At 41.3% G+C, this 19064-nt stretch carries 15 protein-coding genes and 1 tRNA gene; 7 read left to right on the top strand and 9 right to left on the bottom strand.

Features of this window, described 5'->3' with window-relative positions; all coding sequences use genetic code 11:
- Positions 1 to 63 precede the first annotated feature (63 nt).
- The 5 genes from FD716_RS12630 to lysS form a co-directional block, all read right to left on the bottom strand.
- Positions 64 to 336, bottom strand: a complete 273-nt coding sequence (locus FD716_RS12630; RefSeq protein WP_139852667.1) for a hypothetical protein — start codon at positions 334 to 336, stop codon at positions 64 to 66.
- Positions 337 to 517: 181 nt separating this feature from the next.
- Positions 518 to 2131, bottom strand: a complete 1614-nt coding sequence (gene cysN / locus FD716_RS12635; protein ID WP_139852668.1) for a sulfate adenylyltransferase subunit CysN — start codon at positions 2129 to 2131, stop codon at positions 518 to 520.
- Positions 2132 to 2186: 55 nt separating this feature from the next.
- On the bottom strand, positions 2187 to 3095 hold the full coding sequence (gene cysD / locus FD716_RS12640) for a sulfate adenylyltransferase subunit CysD (RefSeq protein WP_171477100.1): 909 nt from the start codon (positions 3093 to 3095) through the stop codon (positions 2187 to 2189).
- Between the two features lie 201 nt (positions 3096 to 3296).
- Positions 3297 to 4748 (bottom strand): capsule assembly Wzi family protein, encoded by a 1452-nt coding sequence (locus tag FD716_RS12645; protein WP_139852670.1) that lies wholly within the window; start codon positions 4746 to 4748, stop codon positions 3297 to 3299.
- Between the two features lie 204 nt (positions 4749 to 4952).
- Positions 4953 to 6482 (bottom strand): lysine--tRNA ligase, encoded by a 1530-nt coding sequence (gene lysS, locus FD716_RS12650; RefSeq protein ID WP_139852671.1) that lies wholly within the window; start codon positions 6480 to 6482, stop codon positions 4953 to 4955.
- Positions 6483 to 6673: 191 nt separating this feature from the next.
- Here lysS and FD716_RS12655 point away from each other — a divergent pair, with 191 nt between their 5' ends.
- From FD716_RS12655 to oxyR, 5 genes are all read left to right on the top strand, one after another.
- Positions 6674 to 7330 carry a hypothetical protein gene (locus tag FD716_RS12655; protein WP_139852672.1) on the top strand — a complete coding sequence of 219 codons (657 nt, stop codon included), beginning with the start codon at positions 6674 to 6676 and terminating at the stop codon, positions 7328 to 7330.
- A gap of 288 nt (positions 7331 to 7618) precedes the next feature.
- Positions 7619 to 7783 carry a rubredoxin RubA gene (gene rubA, locus FD716_RS12660; RefSeq protein WP_139852673.1) on the top strand — a complete coding sequence of 55 codons (165 nt, stop codon included), beginning with the start codon at positions 7619 to 7621 and terminating at the stop codon, positions 7781 to 7783.
- Positions 7784 to 7862: 79 nt separating this feature from the next.
- Positions 7863 to 9041, top strand: coding sequence for an NAD(P)/FAD-dependent oxidoreductase (locus tag FD716_RS12665; RefSeq protein WP_139852674.1), 1179 nt, complete (start codon positions 7863 to 7865; stop codon positions 9039 to 9041).
- A gap of 54 nt (positions 9042 to 9095) precedes the next feature.
- The gene (locus tag FD716_RS12670) at positions 9096 to 10034 is read left to right on the top strand and encodes an alpha/beta fold hydrolase (protein ID WP_139852675.1); all 939 of its coding nucleotides are present in this window, start codon (positions 9096 to 9098) and stop codon (positions 10032 to 10034) included.
- Between the two features lie 13 nt (positions 10035 to 10047).
- Entirely contained in the window at positions 10048 to 10953 is a 906-nt protein-coding gene (gene oxyR / locus FD716_RS12675; protein ID WP_139852676.1) for a LysR family transcriptional regulator OxyR, read from the top strand.
- A 100-nt stretch (positions 10954 to 11053) separates the two neighbouring features.
- Here oxyR and FD716_RS12680 read toward each other — a convergent pair whose 3' ends face one another.
- Both FD716_RS12680 and prpF read right to left on the bottom strand, forming a co-directional pair.
- On the bottom strand, positions 11054 to 11965 hold the full coding sequence (locus FD716_RS12680) for a polyprenyl synthetase family protein (protein ID WP_139852677.1): 912 nt from the start codon (positions 11963 to 11965) through the stop codon (positions 11054 to 11056).
- Positions 11966 to 12329: 364 nt separating this feature from the next.
- A complete protein-coding gene (gene prpF, locus FD716_RS12685) occupies positions 12330 to 13517 on the bottom strand; it encodes a 2-methylaconitate cis-trans isomerase PrpF (protein WP_139852678.1) in 1188 nt (395 codons plus the stop codon).
- A gap of 300 nt (positions 13518 to 13817) precedes the next feature.
- Here prpF and FD716_RS12690 point away from each other — a divergent pair, with 300 nt between their 5' ends.
- On the top strand, positions 13818 to 15194 hold the full coding sequence (locus tag FD716_RS12690; RefSeq protein ID WP_139852679.1) for an amino acid permease: 1377 nt from the start codon (positions 13818 to 13820) through the stop codon (positions 15192 to 15194).
- A 124-nt stretch (positions 15195 to 15318) separates the two neighbouring features.
- Positions 15319 to 15394 (top strand) — tRNA-Arg (locus FD716_RS12695).
- Positions 15395 to 15495: 101 nt separating this feature from the next.
- Here the strand turns inward: FD716_RS12695 and FD716_RS12700 are convergent.
- Complete coding sequence (locus FD716_RS12700; protein WP_139852680.1) at positions 15496 to 17511, bottom strand: DUF262 domain-containing protein; 2016 nt, start codon at positions 17509 to 17511, stop codon at positions 15496 to 15498.
- Complete coding sequence (locus FD716_RS12705; protein WP_139852681.1) at positions 17504 to 19009, bottom strand: DUF262 domain-containing protein; 1506 nt, start codon at positions 19007 to 19009, stop codon at positions 17504 to 17506. The genes FD716_RS12700 and FD716_RS12705 overlap by 8 nt, the downstream gene beginning before the upstream one ends.
- Positions 19010 to 19064: the final 55 nt, after the last annotated feature.

Raw genomic sequence — 19064 nt, forward strand, 5'->3', positions numbered from 1 at the left:
GAACTACGCCAAATCGCTATCTCACTCAATAAGATTAACCGACCTTCACTGCCTCGGTCTTTTCTAACGACTTGCTTTATATGATTTAATCATCTGTGCTGTGACATCTTGTGGATAACAAAGCGGTGCATGTCCCCCAGCTCGGTTGTAGGCACTACGCTTACCACAACGGCTGCCATTTGAAGCCGAATTGTATGGGCATGCGCAATTGCCTGGATAGCTTGCAATAGATGCTGCAATAATTGTTTTCTTAATTGCGCTGTCATTTTCACTATTTGGTTTGGCATCCACATTTAACGCAAGGCATAAGCCCATAAAAAATAATATTTTTTTCATAATTCCCCCTATAGAACGCCAGATTCTACAAGGAGGTCATTTTTTTAAAATATCAAACTAAATCAAATGCTTACTATTTAATCGAATTGGCGTTATTTTATCCGCACAATAAAAACCCCATAAGTTGTGTCCAACTTATGGGGTTCAGTGTCGGTTTTTTTATTTCAACTTTAGCGAAATATTATAAGCGTACCAATTTCACTAACTGTTCAACCAAGGTTTCAAGTGTCGTACTGTCAAAGCTGACATCCGTCCCTTGTTCGAGACTGGTCAACACCAACAGCCCTGTTTCGCGAAGTAAGGCCACTTGCTCAGCCGTAAAATCTGCTTTAGCAATGGCAACAATTCCTTCTTGGAGCAGGATGCTCTCTAAGACCTGTGCCTGTTCCAGTAATGCAGCTGGTATTTGCACAGCAGCAGGTTTTTGGCCTAAACGCGCAGCACGATCTTCGGCAGAAATCTTTTTATGATCTGCGGTCCATTCCACAGCGGCATCAACCATACCTGCACCAACCGTCACGTTGCTCAAACGGTCAATAAAGATAAATGAACCGGTGTAACGACTGTCTTGGTAACGATCAAACATCACTGGTGCGTCAAACTCGACCGTGACAGAGGCAATTGCATTGAGATCAAGTTGATCGACTTGGCTATGCTCAAGCGTATTCACATTAACGCGATAGTGAATTTCAGAAACTTTCGCAGGTACCGTTTGTGTACCAATTTTGATGTTATACAGCTTGCCCAATACCAATGGATGATCATTCATCCAAACCACACTGGCACGTGCACGACGCGATAACTGCGGTTGCTCACCGACCTTGACCAACATATTGCCACGTGAAATATCAATTTCATCGTTTAAGGTCAAAGTCACGGCTTGCCCAGCAATGGCATGTGTTAAGTTGCCATCATAGGTCACGATTTCTTTGACCGTCGATGTTCTACCCGATGGTAAAGCAACGATTTCATCACCTACACGAACTTGGCCCAAAGCAATCGTCCCAGCAAAACCACGGAAATCGAGGTTTGGACGATTGACATATTGCACAGGGAAACGGAATTGACGCGTACTCGAATCACGGCGGATTTCAACCGTTTCCAAAATTTGCATCAAGGTCTGACCTTGATACCAAGGCGTATGTGCAGATGGATTAACTACGTTATCGCCATTCAATGCTGAAATCGGTGCAAATAAGATATTAGCTGGTCGACGCTCACCGAGCTGACTCACAAAGGCATCATATTCTTGCTGAATTTCATTAAAGCGTGCTTCAGAAAACTCGACCAAATCCATTTTATTGATGGCAACCACAATGGTCTCAATCCCAAGTAGGCTGGCGATAAAGGTATGGCGACGGGTTTGAGTCTGTACGCCATAACGTGCATCAATCAAAATAATTGCGAGGTCTGCAGTCGAAGCACCTGTCGCCATATTACGGGTATATTGTTCATGCCCTGGGGTATCGGCAATAATAAACTTACGCTTTTCCGTTGAAAAATAGCGATAAGCCACATCAATAGTGATCCCTTGCTCACGTTCTGCTTGTAAGCCATCAACCAACAAAGCCAAATCAGGTGCATCGCCTGTAGTTCCGACTTTTTTGCTGTCACGGGTTACCGCTTGTAATTGATCTTCATAAATTAATTTTGAATCATATAACAAGCGCCCGATTAGGGTACTTTTACCATCGTCGACATTACCGCAGGTTAGAAAGCGCAATAAGTCTTTTTGCTCATGCTGTTTGAGGTAGGACAAAATATCCTGACCGATTAAGTCTGACTGATGAGACATTGCTCAAACTCCACAAATACTGAAATACTAAAAATGCGTTGTTAATGGTTAGAGACTAGAAATAGCCTTCTTGCTTTTTCTTTTCCATTGAGCCAGCTTCATCATGGTCAATCATACGACCTTGGCGCTCGGAGCTCGTGGCCAACAGCATCTCTTGAATAATCTCAGGTAAAGTTGCTGCTTCCGACTCAACTGCACCAGTCAATGGATAACAACCGAGGGTACGGAAACGTACCGATTTCATTTGTGGAACTTCACCTGCTTTGAAACGCATACGCGCATCATCGGCCATAATTAACGTGCCACTGCGCTCAACCACTGGGCGCTCAGCGGCAAAATATAAAGGCACTAAAGGAATATTTTCCAAATAAATATATTGCCAAATATCAAGCTCAGTCCAGTTTGACAATGGGAATACACGAATACTTTCCCCAGTGTTCACCTTACCGTTATATAAGTTCCAAAGCTCAGGACGTTGGTTCTTGGGATCCCAACGATGTTGTGCATCACGGAACGAATAAACACGTTCTTTAGCACGTGATTTTTCTTCATCACGGCGTGCCCCACCAAATGCAGCATCAAAGCCATATTTGTTTAAGGCTTGCTTTAAACCTTGGGTTTTCATGATGTCAGTATATTTAGAACTGCCATGATCAAAGGGATTGATACCCGCTTCACGGCCTTCTTTATTTTGATGTACGATCAAATCAAAGCCATGAGTTTTGGCCATTTGATCACGGAACTCAATCATTTCCTTAAACTTCCAGCCAGTATCGACATGAAGCAATGGAAAAGGGAGTTTTGCAGGATAAAATGCTTTTAAAGCAAGGTGTAACATCACAGCAGAATCTTTACCAATCGAATATAACATGACTGGATTTTCAAATTCTGCAGCTACTTCACGGATAATATGAATACTCTCAGCTTCAAGCTGTTTTAGATGAGTAAGTCTTTCCTCATTAATCGACATCGACAGCACCAACGCAAATAATCGTGTTATTACACTTGTAAAAATATTTATTCATTATAGTGATTTAGACCTGTTGGTTATTGCTTGTTTTATTATATTGATATTCTTAATCTGTATATAACTCAGCCCCACATTGATTTAAATATCAAATAAAAAAGAGCCTATTTAGGCTCTTTTCACGTCTTCATCAAATGCTTAAAACAAGTGCTTATCCAATGGAATTTCAATTCCAATTGATCCACCGGTGTCATTACCATGTTTATCCGAATCACTCACCCAAGCATTCAGCTTTAATGGAATGGATGGTTTGAGATAGTGTGTCCAAGTCAAATCCAAGGCTTTAATCTTATCTTCTTCAGGGAAGGCTTTATTGACGATCACATTGGACTGATTGACGTTTGCATACAATATACGACCATTGAAGCGATTCATTTGATCAACACGAATATCACCGCCAAGCGCATACATTTGTCCGTCTCCGCCCATGGCATGCCCTAACGGAAAACCTTGCTGATAATAACCATCTTTATAAATATGATGGGTATAACTAATACCTCTGACTTCACCGTTGGTTCGAGTATCCGACCATTCGGTATACAACTGGAACGGCATATTGTTAAAACTCGAAGAATAGTCTACCCCAGCTTGATACATATATTTAGCTGGCAGTGCACCCGCCTCATCTTCACCAATCATTTGTCCATAAAGACTCACCGGCGCATTGATTAAAGGCTGTAAATTTAAACGTGCATCAAAACCACCTAACTGATTACCTGGGTTATTTACCCCCGTACATTCAGCCGTATCACAGCCGTTGTCATTTCCTATAATCGCATTCCAATAAGCTTTACCACTATGTGGCTGACCTTTTCCGGCCATTTGAATCACACGTGATGCACCCAACTCCAAATATGGAAGTGGTTGTGCAGTCAGACGCATACCAATAATTTGTGCCCCTGGAATCGCATTATATTGCTTGAGGCGACCAGCATAAAGTTGGTATTGCCATGGACCAGCCCAAGAGAGCCATTTGCTTTCAAATGCTTTTTGCTCTGCGCGCTGCATGGTTACGCCTACAACTGAACGGCTGGCATCACCACGAATTAAGCTGCCATCATGACCAGGACCCCACCAAGTCGGTATTTGCCCAGCAATAATCCATTGATTCCAAGCTTTTCCGGCAATATAAGAACCATCGAAATTGACATGACTGTCGTCGTGTATACGCTGCTCACTTTCAGCATTGACACGTAATTTTGCATCCCAACTTTCACCGCCAGCATTGCCTTCTAAGAAGCCGACATAACGGGCTTTTTCTTTGTCTGCAAAATTCTGCGGAATATTCTGCTTGTCTGTCGACGCAAAAGCACCGAGTTTCAACATTTCATTGTCATTGTTGAGTGCTTGCTGAACTGATGCGATCACTTTCTGCTGTGTCGTATTAGAGACCTTTGCTTGAGACAACGCACGCTGAATTTCATCACCACTCAAAGGCCAAGTCGAAGTACTAATCTGAATCACACCTTGTTGATTTAACCAATTTAAATCAGTGCGTAAATTATTATCATTGAGGACTAAACCCTGAGCAAAAACCGGTAAAGCCACAGTCGCCAACAGGGTGGCGCAGAGTGATTTTTTAAAAAACATTGCTTATTTAATTCTCAAACATATTTATCTGCACCACGATAGTTTTTTTAACAATTTTATTCAACATAGAAACGAATATATTTTATATTTTAACAATTAATACAACTAACAGTGCTGTTGGTATTTACTAAATAAAAAACATATGTATTTAATTAAATATAAAAAATGACCTCAAAAGAGGCCATTTTTAGATATTTGAACCACTTAGATTTCTTTTGGACGCATATGTGGGAATAAAATTACATCACGAATACTCGCAGCATCTGCAAATAACATGACGAGACGGTCAATACCGATCCCCTCACCTGCTGTTGGTGGAAGACCATATTCTAGCGCTTCAACATAATCAGCATCATAATGCATTGCTTCATCATCGCCTGCATCTTTCTCAGCCACTTGTGCTTGGAAACGCTCTGCTTGATCAATCGGATCATTTAACTCAGAGAAACCATTTGCCAATTCACGACCACCAATGAAAAACTCAAAACGATCTGTAATATGCGGATTATCATCGTTACGGCGTGCCAATGGTGATGTTTCTGCCGGATACTCCGTAATGAATGTCGGTTGACGTAATTGTGTTTCAACCGTTTCTTCAAATACGATGGTTTGTAAACGACCTAAGCCAAAGCCTGGTTTCACCTCTTGTTTTAAAGTTTCTTTGGCAAACTTGGCCAAGAACTCACGATCCGCAACATTTTCAGCAGTCAAACTTGGATTGTTTTCCAAGATCGAATCGAACATTGAAATTTTCTTGAACGGGCCTTTAAAACTAAACACTTCACCTTGATAAGGCACATCGGTTGAGCCCAAGATATCAACGGCGAGTTTCTCTAACATTTTTTCAGTCAAAGCCATTAAATCTTTGTAATCCGCATAGGCTTGATAGAACTCAATCATGGTGAATTCTGGGTTATGACGGGTAGATACCCCTTCATTACGGAAGCTGCGGTTGATTTCAAATACTCGTTCAAAACCACCAATCACCAAGCGCTTCAAATACAGCTCAGGCGCAATACGCAAATATAATGTCATATCTAAGGCATTATGATGCGTTTCAAATGGACGCGCTGAAGCCCCCCCCGGAATGACATGCATCATTGGGGTTTCAACTTCCATAAAGCGTTCATTGCTCAAGTAATTACGGATACCAGAAACAACTTTGGCACGAATTTCAAAAGCTTTGCGCGATTCATCATTCACGATTAAATCTAAATAACGCTGACGATAGCGAACTTCGGTGTCGTTTAAACCGTGGAATTTATCTGGTAATGGGCGTAATGATTTGGTCAATAATTCAAATTCTTGAATATGCACATACAAGTCGCCTTTGCCTGAACGACTGATATAACCTTGAATGGCAATAATATCGCCCAGATCCAAAGATTTAATGCTTGCGAGAACATCAGCAGGCAGTCCTTTGCGGTCAACATAGAGCTGAATACGTCCAGTCATGTCTTGAATCACCACAAATGAACCGCGATTGAGCATTACACGGCCAGCAACGGCAACATAAACATGTTCTGCTTCATCAATTTGCGCCTTGGTTTGTTCTGCAAATTGAGTTTGTAAATCTTCTGCATAATGCTTGCGTTTAAAATGGTTTGGCCAAGGACTGACGCCCTTTTCAGTTGCTTGTTCTTGTATTTGTTTAAGCTTGGCATGACGCTGTGCAATTAAATCGTTTTCGGAAATAGGTTGTTCAGAAGTCGATTGAGCGTTATGTTGCGTCATTTCAGCCTCGGTAGTCAGTTAAAAAAGAAGTTGTATAGCATAGCAGACTCAGCCAATAATGCGTATGCCTTTAAACACTTTAGCCAGCTACAAGAATGAATATGTTTAATAATTTCTATTTCAAAATGTGCAAAGCCCTATTTTTGACAGCAATCCTCTGTCTTTCATATTCTGCTGTTGCTGCAGAAAACATGGCAAATTCAGCTCAAGATCCATCCCCAATCTATCAATTAAATCGAATTGTTGAGTCAACCAATTTAGTGACTCAAGACTATATTTGGAAGTTTGAACTGCAACCTGATCCGCAGACCTCACAGGTTCGAGTTAAACTATTGAATCCCAACACTCAGTCTGAACAACTCAATCAGCGCGCCATTAATCTCGCCAAAACCATACGCTATGATCAACTCGTGGCGCAACATAAGCTGTTATTAACGCTAAAAACGACAACCGAAACCGAAAAAAAAACGATCTGGCCTTTGCAGCATACAGATCGTTTCTATATCAACATTCACTTCGTCAATAGAATCGGCTATAAACGTATGCCAAATTTTAAAAGTACGAAAGCCTACATCTTACAATTGTGTAAAGCGACTATCGCTGATGGCGAATTAGCTTCTCCCTTGATTAATCAAAACCAGCGTAAAGTCCTACTCACGCTAAATCTGACTGTCACCGCTGAAGGTGATTATCAAGCGTATCGCATTAGCCCTAACATTGCTGATCAAGAATTTTTAAAACGCCTATCAACAGATCTTCAACGAGTCAAATTCTTTTCCAATAATATCGATGGTCGCCCAACCGCTTTTCAGGTGAGTCAACCGGTTGAATATGCATGTGCGAATTAATCCGCGAGGCGAAAACAGATGCTATTTATTTAAAATAATCTGGTCATTTGCCCAATCAACATGGGTTTTGATCAATCTGGCCATTCAGCTTCTAATTCAATACGTTAAACTCCTTTTTTCGCTTTACATTGCTATTCGAACTGCGTAACAATTTCAATCAATATGAATAGGCTGTGTTGCACCCAATTGAACGGCACAACAAAATTCAGCAATTCATGTGAATATCATGCAAAATAATGAATTCTGTCTGACAACATCAGCCCCACCTGTCAGATTTTGGAGAGTCAAATGAAGAAGTATCAGTGCATCGTTTGTGGTTGGATTTATGACGAAGCTGAAGGTTGGCCATTAGATGGCATCGTTGCAGGCACGTTATGGGAAGATATCCCAGAGGATTGGACTTGCCCTGATTGTGGCGTGTCAAAAGCAGATTTTGAAATGGTAGAAATCTAATCCCAAAAAGGCCATGTTGACATGGTCTTTTTTTATGGACTTAAGCAATAGAACATTGATCAAATAATTGGAGAAAATTATGCAACCGATCATTATTGTTGGCTCAGGCATGGCGGGATACACTCTCGCACGTGAATTTCGTAAACTCAATCCTGAGCAAGCATTAATTATGATTAGTGCTGATGATGCGGTTAATTATGCCAAACCCACCCTCTCCAATGCGCTGGTTGGCAATAAGCATCCCGATCAAATCGCTTTAGCGGATGCAGAAAAAATGCGTTTGCAACTGAACATGCGCATTGAAACACATACGCGCGTTGAACAAATTAAAGTCGAAGAACATCAACTTATTCTCTCTAAAGACCAGCAACAACAAAGCCTGCATTATTCAAAACTGATTTTAGCCGTTGGCGCAAATCCAATTCGTTTGCCAATTGACGGTAATGGTCGTGATGATATTCATGTGGTGAACTCACTCAATGACTATCGTACCTTTCGCGAAACCTTGAGTCGTAGCGATAAAAAACGTGTGGTAATTTTAGGTGCCGGTTTGATCGGCTGTGAATTTGCCAATGACCTACAAAATACCGCTCACCAAGTCACTCTAATTGACTTTGCAGCGCAACCCTTAGGTCGTTTATTGCCAGAACATGTGGCCAATGCCTTTAAACTAGGTCTTGAAAAAACAGGCATTCAATTTATTTTAAATACCACTGTTGCGCAGATTAACCAACAAGGTCAAGATGGCTACCAAATTCGCTTAGCCAATGGCGACAGCCTAACCGCAGACATTGTGCTCTCTGCCATTGGTCTGCAACCTGATCTCAGCCTAACACAAAGCGCAAATATTGAAGTGAGCCGTGGTATTTTAACCAATCCATTGCTTGAGACCAATCAGCCGGATGTGTATGCACTCGGAGATTGTGCCGAAGTACACGGTATGTTACTGCCTTATGTTATGCCGCTGATGCAACAAGCACGGGCTTTGGCAAAAACCTTAAATGGCGAGCAAACTGCAGTACACTATCCTGCAATGCCAGTGGCTGTGAAAACCCCAGCTGCCCCATTAACGATTCTACCTGTACCTCCCCATGTGGATGTTACTTGGGAAACGGAAAGCTTTGAAGATGGTATGCTGTCCAAAGCCATTGACACAGATGGTACGCTAAGAGGCTTTGTACTGCTGGGTGCAACCGCAGCAAAACAACGCTTAGTCTTAACCAAATTGGTACCCGATTTAATCCCCATTGCGGTTTAAGCGTGACTTTATGGGGATGTTCTTGGTAAAGATCCTTTTTTCAGGATGATCAAAATGAATAGCATATTACAATTTCATGCTTCGCCTTATACCCACTTTATGCAAGAAACCAAAGTTGATTTAGGCAATGGGATTCAACTGCATGTTGAAATTGGTGGCAAGCCTGAGGATCCCTGCATTCTGTTGATTATGGGCTTAGGTGCTCAGTTGTTATTCTGGCCTGATTTCTTTTGTAAGATGCTGATTGATCAAGGCTTTCGAGTTATTCGTTTTGATAATCGCGATATTGGTCTCTCCTCCAAAGTCCGTGAGCATACTCAGCGTCTCAATACCTATAAGCTGATGGGCCGTTTTAGTTTGGGTCTAAAAAATCAGGGAGCAGCCTATACGCTGTTTGACATGGCGGAAGATACCGTCCTGCTGATTGATCGCTTAGGCTTGGACAAACCCCATATTCTTGGTGCCTCTATGGGCGGCATGATTGCACAGATTTTGGCAGCGAAGCATCCAGATAAGATTGGAAAGCTAGGATTACTTTTCACCAGTAACAATCAACCTTTTCTGATGCCTCCCTTCCCCAAACAGCTTGCTGGGCTATTGGCTAAACCAACATCTCGCGATGAAAATGCTATTGTGAATCACTCTTTAAAAGTATTTAATATCATTGGTTCGCCTGGCTATGTTAATCAAGTCGATACAATACAAACAGCACGCAAACTATATCGCAGAAGTTACTACCCTGCGGGTGTACTTCAACACTTTTTAGCCATATTATGTAGCGGTTCATTGTTGAAGTTAGACAAAACGATTCATGCGACCACTTTAGTGGTACATGGCGCTCGCGACCGCTTACTCCCGCCAAGTCATGGTCGGGCCGTTGCAAAAGCGATTCCTGGTGCTAAGTTTGAATTAATTGAAGGCATGGGACATGATATGCCACCGCACTTTATTCCTGAACTTAGCAGTTTATTTGCACATCATTTTAAATCTTGAACACTAGGACACTATGGCTGCATTACCTTCCCTAAGACAGCTGTCATATTTGGTGACACTGTCTGAAACCCTCCATTTTACCGAGGCTGCGCGTCGTTCATTTGTCACCCAATCGACTTTGTCTGGTGGGATCATGGAACTCGAACGTTTATTGGGTGGCGTACTTGTTGAACGTGATCGACAAAATGTGCGCCTAACACCGTTGGGTGAGCAAGTTGTTGGACGTGCTCGTGTTCTGCTTGCAGATGCACAAGACCTGATGCGCCTCAGCCGTGAAATGAGTGAACCACTCACTGGCGATCTGCATCTGGGCATCATTCCAACCATTGCACCTTTTATTCTGTCACGACTGTTAGAAGAAGTGCATCTACAACTGCCAAAAATTCAGCTCCACCTACACGAAGCGCAAAGTGACAAAATCGTAGAGCGCTTGGAGCATGGTCAGCTTGATATGATTATGCTGGCACTGCCTTTTGATACCCGTGGCTTAAAAGTAGCTGAAGTTGCAAAAGAAAACTTATATTTGGTGTGTAATATCGACGATAAAAAATCGATACAAGCGCAAAGCTTAGAAGACTTAGATTTGGCACATTTGATGTTGCTTGAAGAAGGTCATTGCCTGCGCGATCACACTTTAAGTGCTTGCCCAATTGATGAACGCAAAAATGATCACCGCTTAAAAGCCAGCTCATTGCCAACATTGGTTGAAATGGTCAGTGCCAACTTAGGCTTCACCCTGCTGCCAGAAATTGCCACACACACCAGCATGCTGAAGAACAATGAACAACTGATTATTAAGCCGATTCAAAATGCGCCAACGCGTGTGCTCGCCTTAATTACCCGCAAAAGCACCCCATTACAAAGTGAATTTGATGTGGTTCTACAAATTTTGCAGAAAATTACTGCGGATTTGCATTAAGTGTGCCCGATCTCCATAAAGAGATCCGCATAAAGAGAACAGCAAAAAAATAGCCGCAATCGCGGCTATTTTTAGGTCTAACAAATGTGATCGAATAAAATTAACTTTGTCGTTCCAAGAGAAACTGAGAAACTTGATGTAATTGCTCCGCCCCTGTTTCAAAATAGGCCAAGGCGCTAAAAGCTTGATCATGCAATTGCTGGGCATATTGCTGCGCTTGTTCAAGTCCCATCAAAGCAGGATAAGTTGATTTTTCAACTTGTTGATCTTTGCCTGCTGTTTTGCCTAAAACTGCTGTTTCTGCAGTAATGTCCAAAATATCATCTTGAACTTGGAATGCAAGACCGATGGCTAAACCAAAATTACGCAGTTGCACAATTGCTGGATCACCGGTTTCAAAGATCGTGACCGCTGCCATCATGATCGCAGCCTGAATTAAAGCACCGGTCTTATTGCGATGAATTTCTTCAAGATGTGCTTGATCAACACGACGGCCTTCTGCTTGTAAATCGAGAACTTGGCCACAGACCATTTTTGAGCTGGCGGTTGCAAGTAACTGCATTTGTTTGAGCACAATTGCTGCAGGTACACTGTGCATTTGATCAAATAGGCGACTGCCTAAAATTTCAAAAGCCATCGATTGCAAAATATCACCTGCCAACAATGCAGTATCTTCACCATAAGCCACATGACAAGTTGGTTGACCACGGCGTAGTAAGTCGTTGTCCATGCACGGTAAATCATCATGCGCCAATGAGTAGCAATGGATTAACTCAATTGCAACCGCAGCACGACGCACCGCTGCATAATTGGGGTGATTGGCTTTCAACTGTGCCGTTGCGTAACAAAGCGCAGGACGCACCCGCTTACCACCCAGCATCACAGTATGATGTACTGCCGCTTTTAACGGCTCAGGAAGAGAAAAACCATCTAAAGCCACTTGCAGATCCTGTTGGATTTGCTGTTGTGCTTGTTGCAGAACTTCTGCATTCAAATTGAGAAGTATGGTCACATTCGCCTCGAATTTATGTTGGCAACTCAGTCCAAAAACAAGTAATAGAAAATTGTTAAGTCAATCAAAATAACAGCATGCAATGGAACGTCCATTTACAGCAGTGTCTGCGAGTTTATACCAAATCAAAGGCAATTACTGATCAATTTGGCAGCACCCTTTTGCAATCTGAATCAACGTATTTGCATCAATCGGGCTTAGGCTTCAACCCAGCTTGGTATTTCTAGTTATATCGTTGTACGGTGCAACCTCAAGATTAAAGTAAAAGTGCTGATGGCTTTGGCATTGCACTGCAAAGGATTTAGCTCAAAAGCAATCCCTCCCAGCCTTAATACCAGTCAGCACCTCTCCCTCATTCCACTGCTTAGAAAGAATCACCTGGAATGCGTACCCAACCTTCCATCAATACACGAGCACTGCGGCTCATCAAGGCTTTTTTCACTTGCCATTGACCATTTTCAAGCTTCGCTTCTGCGCCCACACGTAACGTTCCTGAAGGATGGCCAAAACGCACTGCTGCTTTTTGCCCACCACCCGCAGCCAAATTGACCAAGGTATTGGGAACTGCCGCCGCAGCACCAATCGCAACCGCAGCTGTGCCCATCATGGCATGGTGTAATTTACCCATCGACAAGGCACGTACCAACACATCAATATCATCGACAGCAATGGCTTTACCACTGGATGCGGTATAGGCTTGCGCTGCTGCCACAAAGGCCACTTTGGGGGTATGTTGACGACTGGCTGCTTCGCTGACATCTTGAATTAGACCCATTTTCAAAGCACCATAAGCACGAATTTTTTCAAAACGTTCTAGGGCCGCAGTGTCGTTATTAATGTCGTCTTGTAACTCAGTCCCGTTATAACCCAATGCGTCAGCTTGAATGAAAATGGTTGGAATGCCGGCATTAATTAAAGTGGCTTGGAAAGTACCGACTTCTGGTACTTCAAGGGTATCGACAACATTACCTGTCGGGAACATCGCACCGCCATCTTCACCATCATCAGCAGGATCTAAAAATTCAATCTGTACTTCTGCTGCTGGGAAAGTTACGCCATCCAATTCAAAATCACCGGTTTCTTGAACTTGACCATTGGTGATTGGCACATGTGCAATGATGGTTTTTTGAATATTGACCTGCCAAATACGTACAGTGCAAATGCCATTTTCTGGAATACGGGATGCATCCACCAAACCTTGGCTAATCGCAAAAGAACCAACCGCTGCAGTTAAATTACCGCAGTTACCACTCCAATCAACAAAGGCTTTGTCGATAGCAACTTGACCAAACAAATAATCCACATCATGTTCAGCTTGATGACTTTTACTCAAAATCACCGTTTTACTGGTACTTGAGGTAGCTCCCCCCATACCATCGGTTTGTTTTCCATAAGGATCTGGACTGCCAATCACCCGTAACAGAATACGATCTCGTGCCTCACCTGCCACTTGTGCAACTTCAGGTAAATCATCTAATTTAAAGAAGACCCCCTTGCTGGTTCCCCCACGCATATAGGTTGCAGGAATTTTTATTTGTGCAGCAAAGCTCATGATCACGATCCTTTTATGTTGTTGTGATGTTTTGAAAGATGTTACAAGTCAATATCATAGCCTTTTTTTCTGGCTAAATATAATCTTCATGACCTTAGTCTAAAAAGCATCTGAATGCAAAAACCACGAATCCTGCATCACAATGTTGACTTATTTAAAACCTTACTAAAATTATGACTTTAGTAAGTTCTCTATTTAGATTTCCATAAAGTTCAGTTTTTCAACAGGAATCTCTCTAGGCGAAGTGTGATCAATCTATTACAATCCTGTTTTTATACTTCCCCTTTTGAGTTAAAGACCTTGAGTAACGAATCAACAAAATTACAACGCGGTCTAAAAAATCGGCATATTCAATTGATCGCCATGGGTGGTGCAATTGGTACAGGCTTATTTTTAGGCTCTGGGCACGTGATCCAACAAGCGGGCCCCTCCATTATTTTAGGCTATGCCATTGGTGGATTTATCGTTTTTCTGTTCATGCGACACTTAGGCGAGATGATCGTGCATGAACCGGTTGCTGGTTCTTTCAGCCATTTTGCCAATAAGTACTGGGGTAAGTTCCCCGGCTTCTTGACCGGCTGGAACTATTGGATGCTGTATATTTTGGTGGCAATGACCGAGCTCACCGCCGTCGCCAAATATGTCCATTATTGGTGGCCACATATTGAACCGTGGATGTCTGTGCTGTTCTTCTTCGTCCTTGTCACGGTTGTGAATTTAGCCAATGTACGCTTCTATGGCGAATCTGAATTCTGGCTATCGATTATTAAAGTCTCCGCCATTATTGCCATGATTGTCTTTGGTATTTACCTGCTCATGATGGCTGGCCCTGATTCAACCGCATCATTTAGCAACTTATGGTCGCAAGGTGGCTTCTTCCCGAACGGTTATGACAGTCTATTTTATATGCTGGCCTTTTTGATGTTTGGTTATGGTGGTATTGAACTGGTTGGAATGGCCGCGGCTGAAGCCAAAGATCCTGAAAAGACCATCCCCAAAGCCATTAACCAAGTGGTACCACGTATTTTAATTTTCTACGTTGGTGCAATGACCATTCTTTTATCATTGGTGCCTTGGAATCAACTGCAACTCGGTAGCCTCGATCAAAGTCCATTTGTGATGGTCTTTGGCATGATCGGAATTGGTTGGGCTGCTCATTTGGTCAACTTTATTATTTTAACCGCTGCGCTATCTGTATATAACAGTGGCATGTATGCCAATAGTCGTATGTTGTTCGGTCTGGCCAAACAAGGCAATGCCCCTAAAATATTTGCTAAAGTGAATAAACAAGGTGTGCCAATTCCTGCAGTGTTGTTCTCAGCCATCCTGATTTTTGGCTGTGTGATTCTCAACTATAAAGTGCCTGAAGATGCGCTGAGCCATTTAATCTATGTCGTCGTCGGTGCGCTGGTGTTGAACTGGGCCATGATTAGCTGGACACATTTGAAATTTAAGCGTGCCATGATCATCCAAAATAAAACCACCAAATACCCTGCACTTTGGTATCCGTACAGCAACTATTTGGTGTTGGGTTTTATCGCCGTGGTGCTCTATATCATGTGGACTCAAGGCTTTAAAGAGTCGGTGATTATGATTCCATTCTGGATCACGCTCATGATTGTGTTCTATGATTATTTAAATCCTAAAGACGTCAAGGATATTAAAGACCTCGAGTAATTCACCAAGCTCCCGTTAAAGTCTCACTCAGGTCACTTTATCGGGAGTTTGCTTGATTGCGTTGATTTTTAAAGCTAAACATTTGTTTGTAAAGTTTAATTTTAATACTATAATCTCGACTGTTGCGCCCTTAGCTTAACTGGATAGAGCAGTTGCCTCCTAAGCGACCGACGTGGGTTCGAGTCCCGCAGAGCGCACCATAGATTAAATATAAGTAATTTAATTCAATAACTTAAAAGCTTAACCTGTATGGGTTAGGCCTTTTTTTGTTGGGGTTAAATTTCAATTTTACATAAAAATTTCAGCCACTACAGCCTTGTCGTACTTCAGATACTTGTATATCCACCGCTTTAAAATATTCCTCATATTCTATAATCATCTCTTGGCAATGCTTCTGAGCCAAATCATCTGACCATTGTGTATTGTTATAAATTAGAGCCAACTTAAATGATTCTATTTTAATTAGCATCTTTTCGATAAACTTCTCACGCTTGACTCTAAAAGTATTATTACTAAATTCTGAATTTAGACTGCGCGATACCAAGCCCAAATTACCAAAAGAATCTAAGAATTCAGTCGTGACTTGATTTGGATCTGCTTGTTTAGGGGATTGCGGAGATACATGTTCAACTGAGTTCTTGGCGGTCATGCGGTATGCTTGCCATGCTGTGCCTCTATCTTTACTCTTTTCCCACAAGATATATTCAAGCTTATAGAACCAATAATGAGAAAAACTAACGCCTTGATTTTGCTCTAGGATAGATTGCATATCTTGCAAATTACCATTGTGATCCCATGTCTTCTCCAAGAATTTTCGAGTACGCTCGATTAAAGATTCTTCACGCTGAGTACACAACAAGTAGTTATCAAGAAACTTCAAATAAATTTGTACATTTTCGCTGCCGTAGTCCAACAAGAATTTCAATAATGGTGTTAACCAATAATGTGTAGTCAATTGCTGAGAGTGATATAACATGCTTTGTAACATGGCAAATGCGCTATTCTGATTATGACTTTCTCGAACTACACGTTGGTAGCCCTTACTTTCATTCATTCTTAAGCCACGAATTGCATGGCATTCTTCCTCACCATCAGTGGCAATAATCCACTTAATCACATGTAAATCAAATTGATACCGACAAGCCCAAAGTATCTCAATAAATGATTTCACTTCTGACTCATGTTCTAACTTATTGTTGTCGTTCTTGAGCCAATACATATTAAAAATACTTAATAAATCCTTATCTAGGATTTTTTGAATATCAGGCCGTTTGTGACGAACAAGAAAAATTCGTAGTACATGTTGGAGTAACATTGGAAAAGTGATAATACTACGTACCCGATCTGTTTCACCGACCTCGTTCATATCCACGTCATTATTAACATCGGCAACTTCAGCAAATGGACCGTGTTCAGAAAGAATACTATTTAAATTCAATTCAACCGTTTTCTTTTCTTTATATAATTGCTTTAAAGCAGCCAGTACTTTTTCTGGTTTGGCTAAATCTTGCTGATCTACATGCCCCTGATTAAATAAAGCCGTGAGCTTTATCCCTGTAGTTGCTCTTAAATTTCGCTCTACATAATCAGTCATATAAGAACAGGCATCCCACATCTGCCCATAAACTTCACGCTCTGCATTATCTTGTATCTTTGCAAGTAAACGTGCCTTTAAAATCTCATGATGTTGTAGTTGAATCCCACGGTTATTAATCACTTCAAATAATTTATTTAAATCCGTCTGCACAGGAACTTTAGTCAGTACAAGCTGAACGCTTTCTAAAATATACCGACTCAACTGCGTTAAACAGATATTTGTTAATGCATTAAAATAGCCGTTAATTTCTTGGATGGCCTGACTTAAGTTATGTGCTTTCGCTGTATTTGTTGGTTCACCATCATTCAAAAGTATTTCAAAAAACTCAGTGACTTCTGGCCGAATGGCAAACTGAATGCGAGAAATCTGCTTATCATTGTCTTTTAAACAGCGATAAGCATCTAAATGATTAACCTCACCTTTTGCACGTTGTTTAATTAAGCGTTGCATCGCAATACTGATCAGCCATAGCGTGGTAAATCGTTGTTGACCATCAATAAGATCAAGTACAGGTTGTGCATTCTGACCTGTTTGCTGAATAACCAGTGTACCGCCCAAATAAAAAACATCTTTATTGTCGTTACAAGCCTCGACCAAATCATCAAGAAGAATCTTAATCTGATCAGCCCCCCAGACATATAAACGTTGATACATTGGGATATTAAAAATTTGTTTATCACGAATAATATCTTGGATGGTGATTAAATTCGATTCATACATCGGCCAAATCCTTATTCTTCAATTTAATCTGCTGATCCCAATAATCTGTGCTTTTAGGTAAATCATCTAAATCATAATAATTAAATAATGCTGCTAAATAGCGGCCTTGAACCCCTTTATTACAAATAATTTTCACGTCTTCTTTCTGCTGTTCGACAGTAATTCTGTGGTATGAGGCCAACAATACCCGATCTTTTTTCAAATATTGCATAACTTCATCTGGGCGATAACTCGAATTAATCACATTGAATATGTTCAACTGGCTTTCTTTTAAATATTTGAGTTGTGCTTGTTGAAAAATATATTTCTTATCTAAGCGTATTGCACCAAATACAAGCTCTAGGCGTTGGGAAAATTCTAGCAGCCGAAACTCGGCAAACTGATCGTAATACATCAGTGCAGCCAATTTAAATAATTCACGTAGATAATAGGAATTGGCCTGTACAACTTGTTGATAAAACACTCTAAATTGCATTAAGGGTTTAGATGGTCGATCTGAGTAAAATAGTTCATTCAGCAATGCTGCATATTTTTGTGCATAGAGAAAAAAACCAACACCTTTATGAATAGGCTGACGTAATTCAAAAGGTAATAAAATTGGGTTTTCACTGATCGCGACTGGATTGAGTGTTAAGCGATATTCATTATTGGTATCTAAACTCAGCGTTCGTGCAAAAGTATTACTACGCCCAGCGTAAAGCGGGACTTCATCTATCTTGAGTGGCTGAATACTCTGATGTTGGAAGCTTTCCAGTATTAAGTCATGACGTTCATATTGATTGTCGTTTTGACCGATCCAATGACGAGCACGCCATAAATAGGTATGAAAAAGCTCGGGAGCAAAATCTTTTTTTACACCTTCCTCCGATTTTCCACCACCAAGCTGTACATCCTCCCAGCGTTTTGCACACTGCATTTGCAATGCTTCACCCTGTTCAGGCACATCATTACGAATGGCTCTTAAGTGATAGGCTTTTAATAGGTCAGTGGCATTGAGCGGGACACCTCGATTATTTTGCGTATCAAAAAAGGTAAACGCCAAATCTTCACGATCAACAACAATCACTGTAAATTGTAATTTATCAAAAATTTCCTGATTAAAATCAGGTTTAGCTTGTTGGATAATCTGTTGGGCAATTCTTAAGTTTTTTACAGATATTGGTGATCGATAATGAAATGCTAAATTTTCAGGGAGTTTTCCCTTTAGGGAATAATAGAGGACTGCCAATGAACTCAGCCGTTGTTGTCCATCAATCACAAACATACCGTCAACTGTACGATGTAATAACAAGCTTCCCAAGTAATAGATCGATTGATCACTTTTATGATGAAACTCATTTAAATCATCAAGTAACTGGTGTATTTTTTCCTGCGTCCAAACATAGGGTCTTTGATAATTATCTAATGCTAGCTTAGCACCTGACGCGAGTAACGCATTAAAGCTCAGCACTTGAACATCAACTTGTTTCAAAGCCGCAATATCAACATTATGCCCCATTGTTTTTCCTATCTTTTAATTGCAAAGCTTGCCCCCTCTCCCGTTGGAGAGGGAG

This window comes from Acinetobacter pullicarnis (assembly GCF_006352475.1).
In the GTDB taxonomy this organism is placed as follows: Bacteria; Pseudomonadota; Gammaproteobacteria; order Pseudomonadales; family Moraxellaceae; genus Acinetobacter; species Acinetobacter pullicarnis.

Coding starts and splice junctions, on each gene's coding strand:
- FD716_RS12630 (WP_139852667.1), bottom strand. CDS start 336: ATGAAAAAAATATTATTTTTTATGGGCTTATGCCTTGCGTTAAATGTG.
- cysN (WP_139852668.1), bottom strand. CDS start 2,131: ATGTCTCATCAGTCAGACTTAATCGGTCAGGATATTTTGTCCTACCTC.
- FD716_RS12645 (WP_139852670.1), bottom strand. CDS start 4,748: ATGTTTTTTAAAAAATCACTCTGCGCCACCCTGTTGGCGACTGTGGCT.
- lysS (WP_139852671.1), bottom strand. CDS start 6,482: ATGACGCAACATAACGCTCAATCGACTTCTGAACAACCTATTTCCGAA.
- FD716_RS12655 (WP_139852672.1), top strand. CDS start 6,674: ATGGCAAATTCAGCTCAAGATCCATCCCCAATCTATCAATTAAATCGA.
- rubA (WP_139852673.1), top strand. CDS start 7,619: ATGAAGAAGTATCAGTGCATCGTTTGTGGTTGGATTTATGACGAAGCT.
- FD716_RS12665 (WP_139852674.1), top strand. CDS start 7,863: ATGCAACCGATCATTATTGTTGGCTCAGGCATGGCGGGATACACTCTC.
- FD716_RS12670 (WP_139852675.1), top strand. CDS start 9,096: ATGAATAGCATATTACAATTTCATGCTTCGCCTTATACCCACTTTATG.
- oxyR (WP_139852676.1), top strand. CDS start 10,048: ATGGCTGCATTACCTTCCCTAAGACAGCTGTCATATTTGGTGACACTG.
- prpF (WP_139852678.1), bottom strand. CDS start 13,517: ATGAGCTTTGCTGCACAAATAAAAATTCCTGCAACCTATATGCGTGGG.
- FD716_RS12700 (WP_139852680.1), bottom strand. CDS start 17,511: ATGTATGAATCGAATTTAATCACCATCCAAGATATTATTCGTGATAAA.
- FD716_RS12705 (WP_139852681.1), bottom strand. CDS start 19,009: ATGGGGCATAATGTTGATATTGCGGCTTTGAAACAAGTTGATGTTCAA.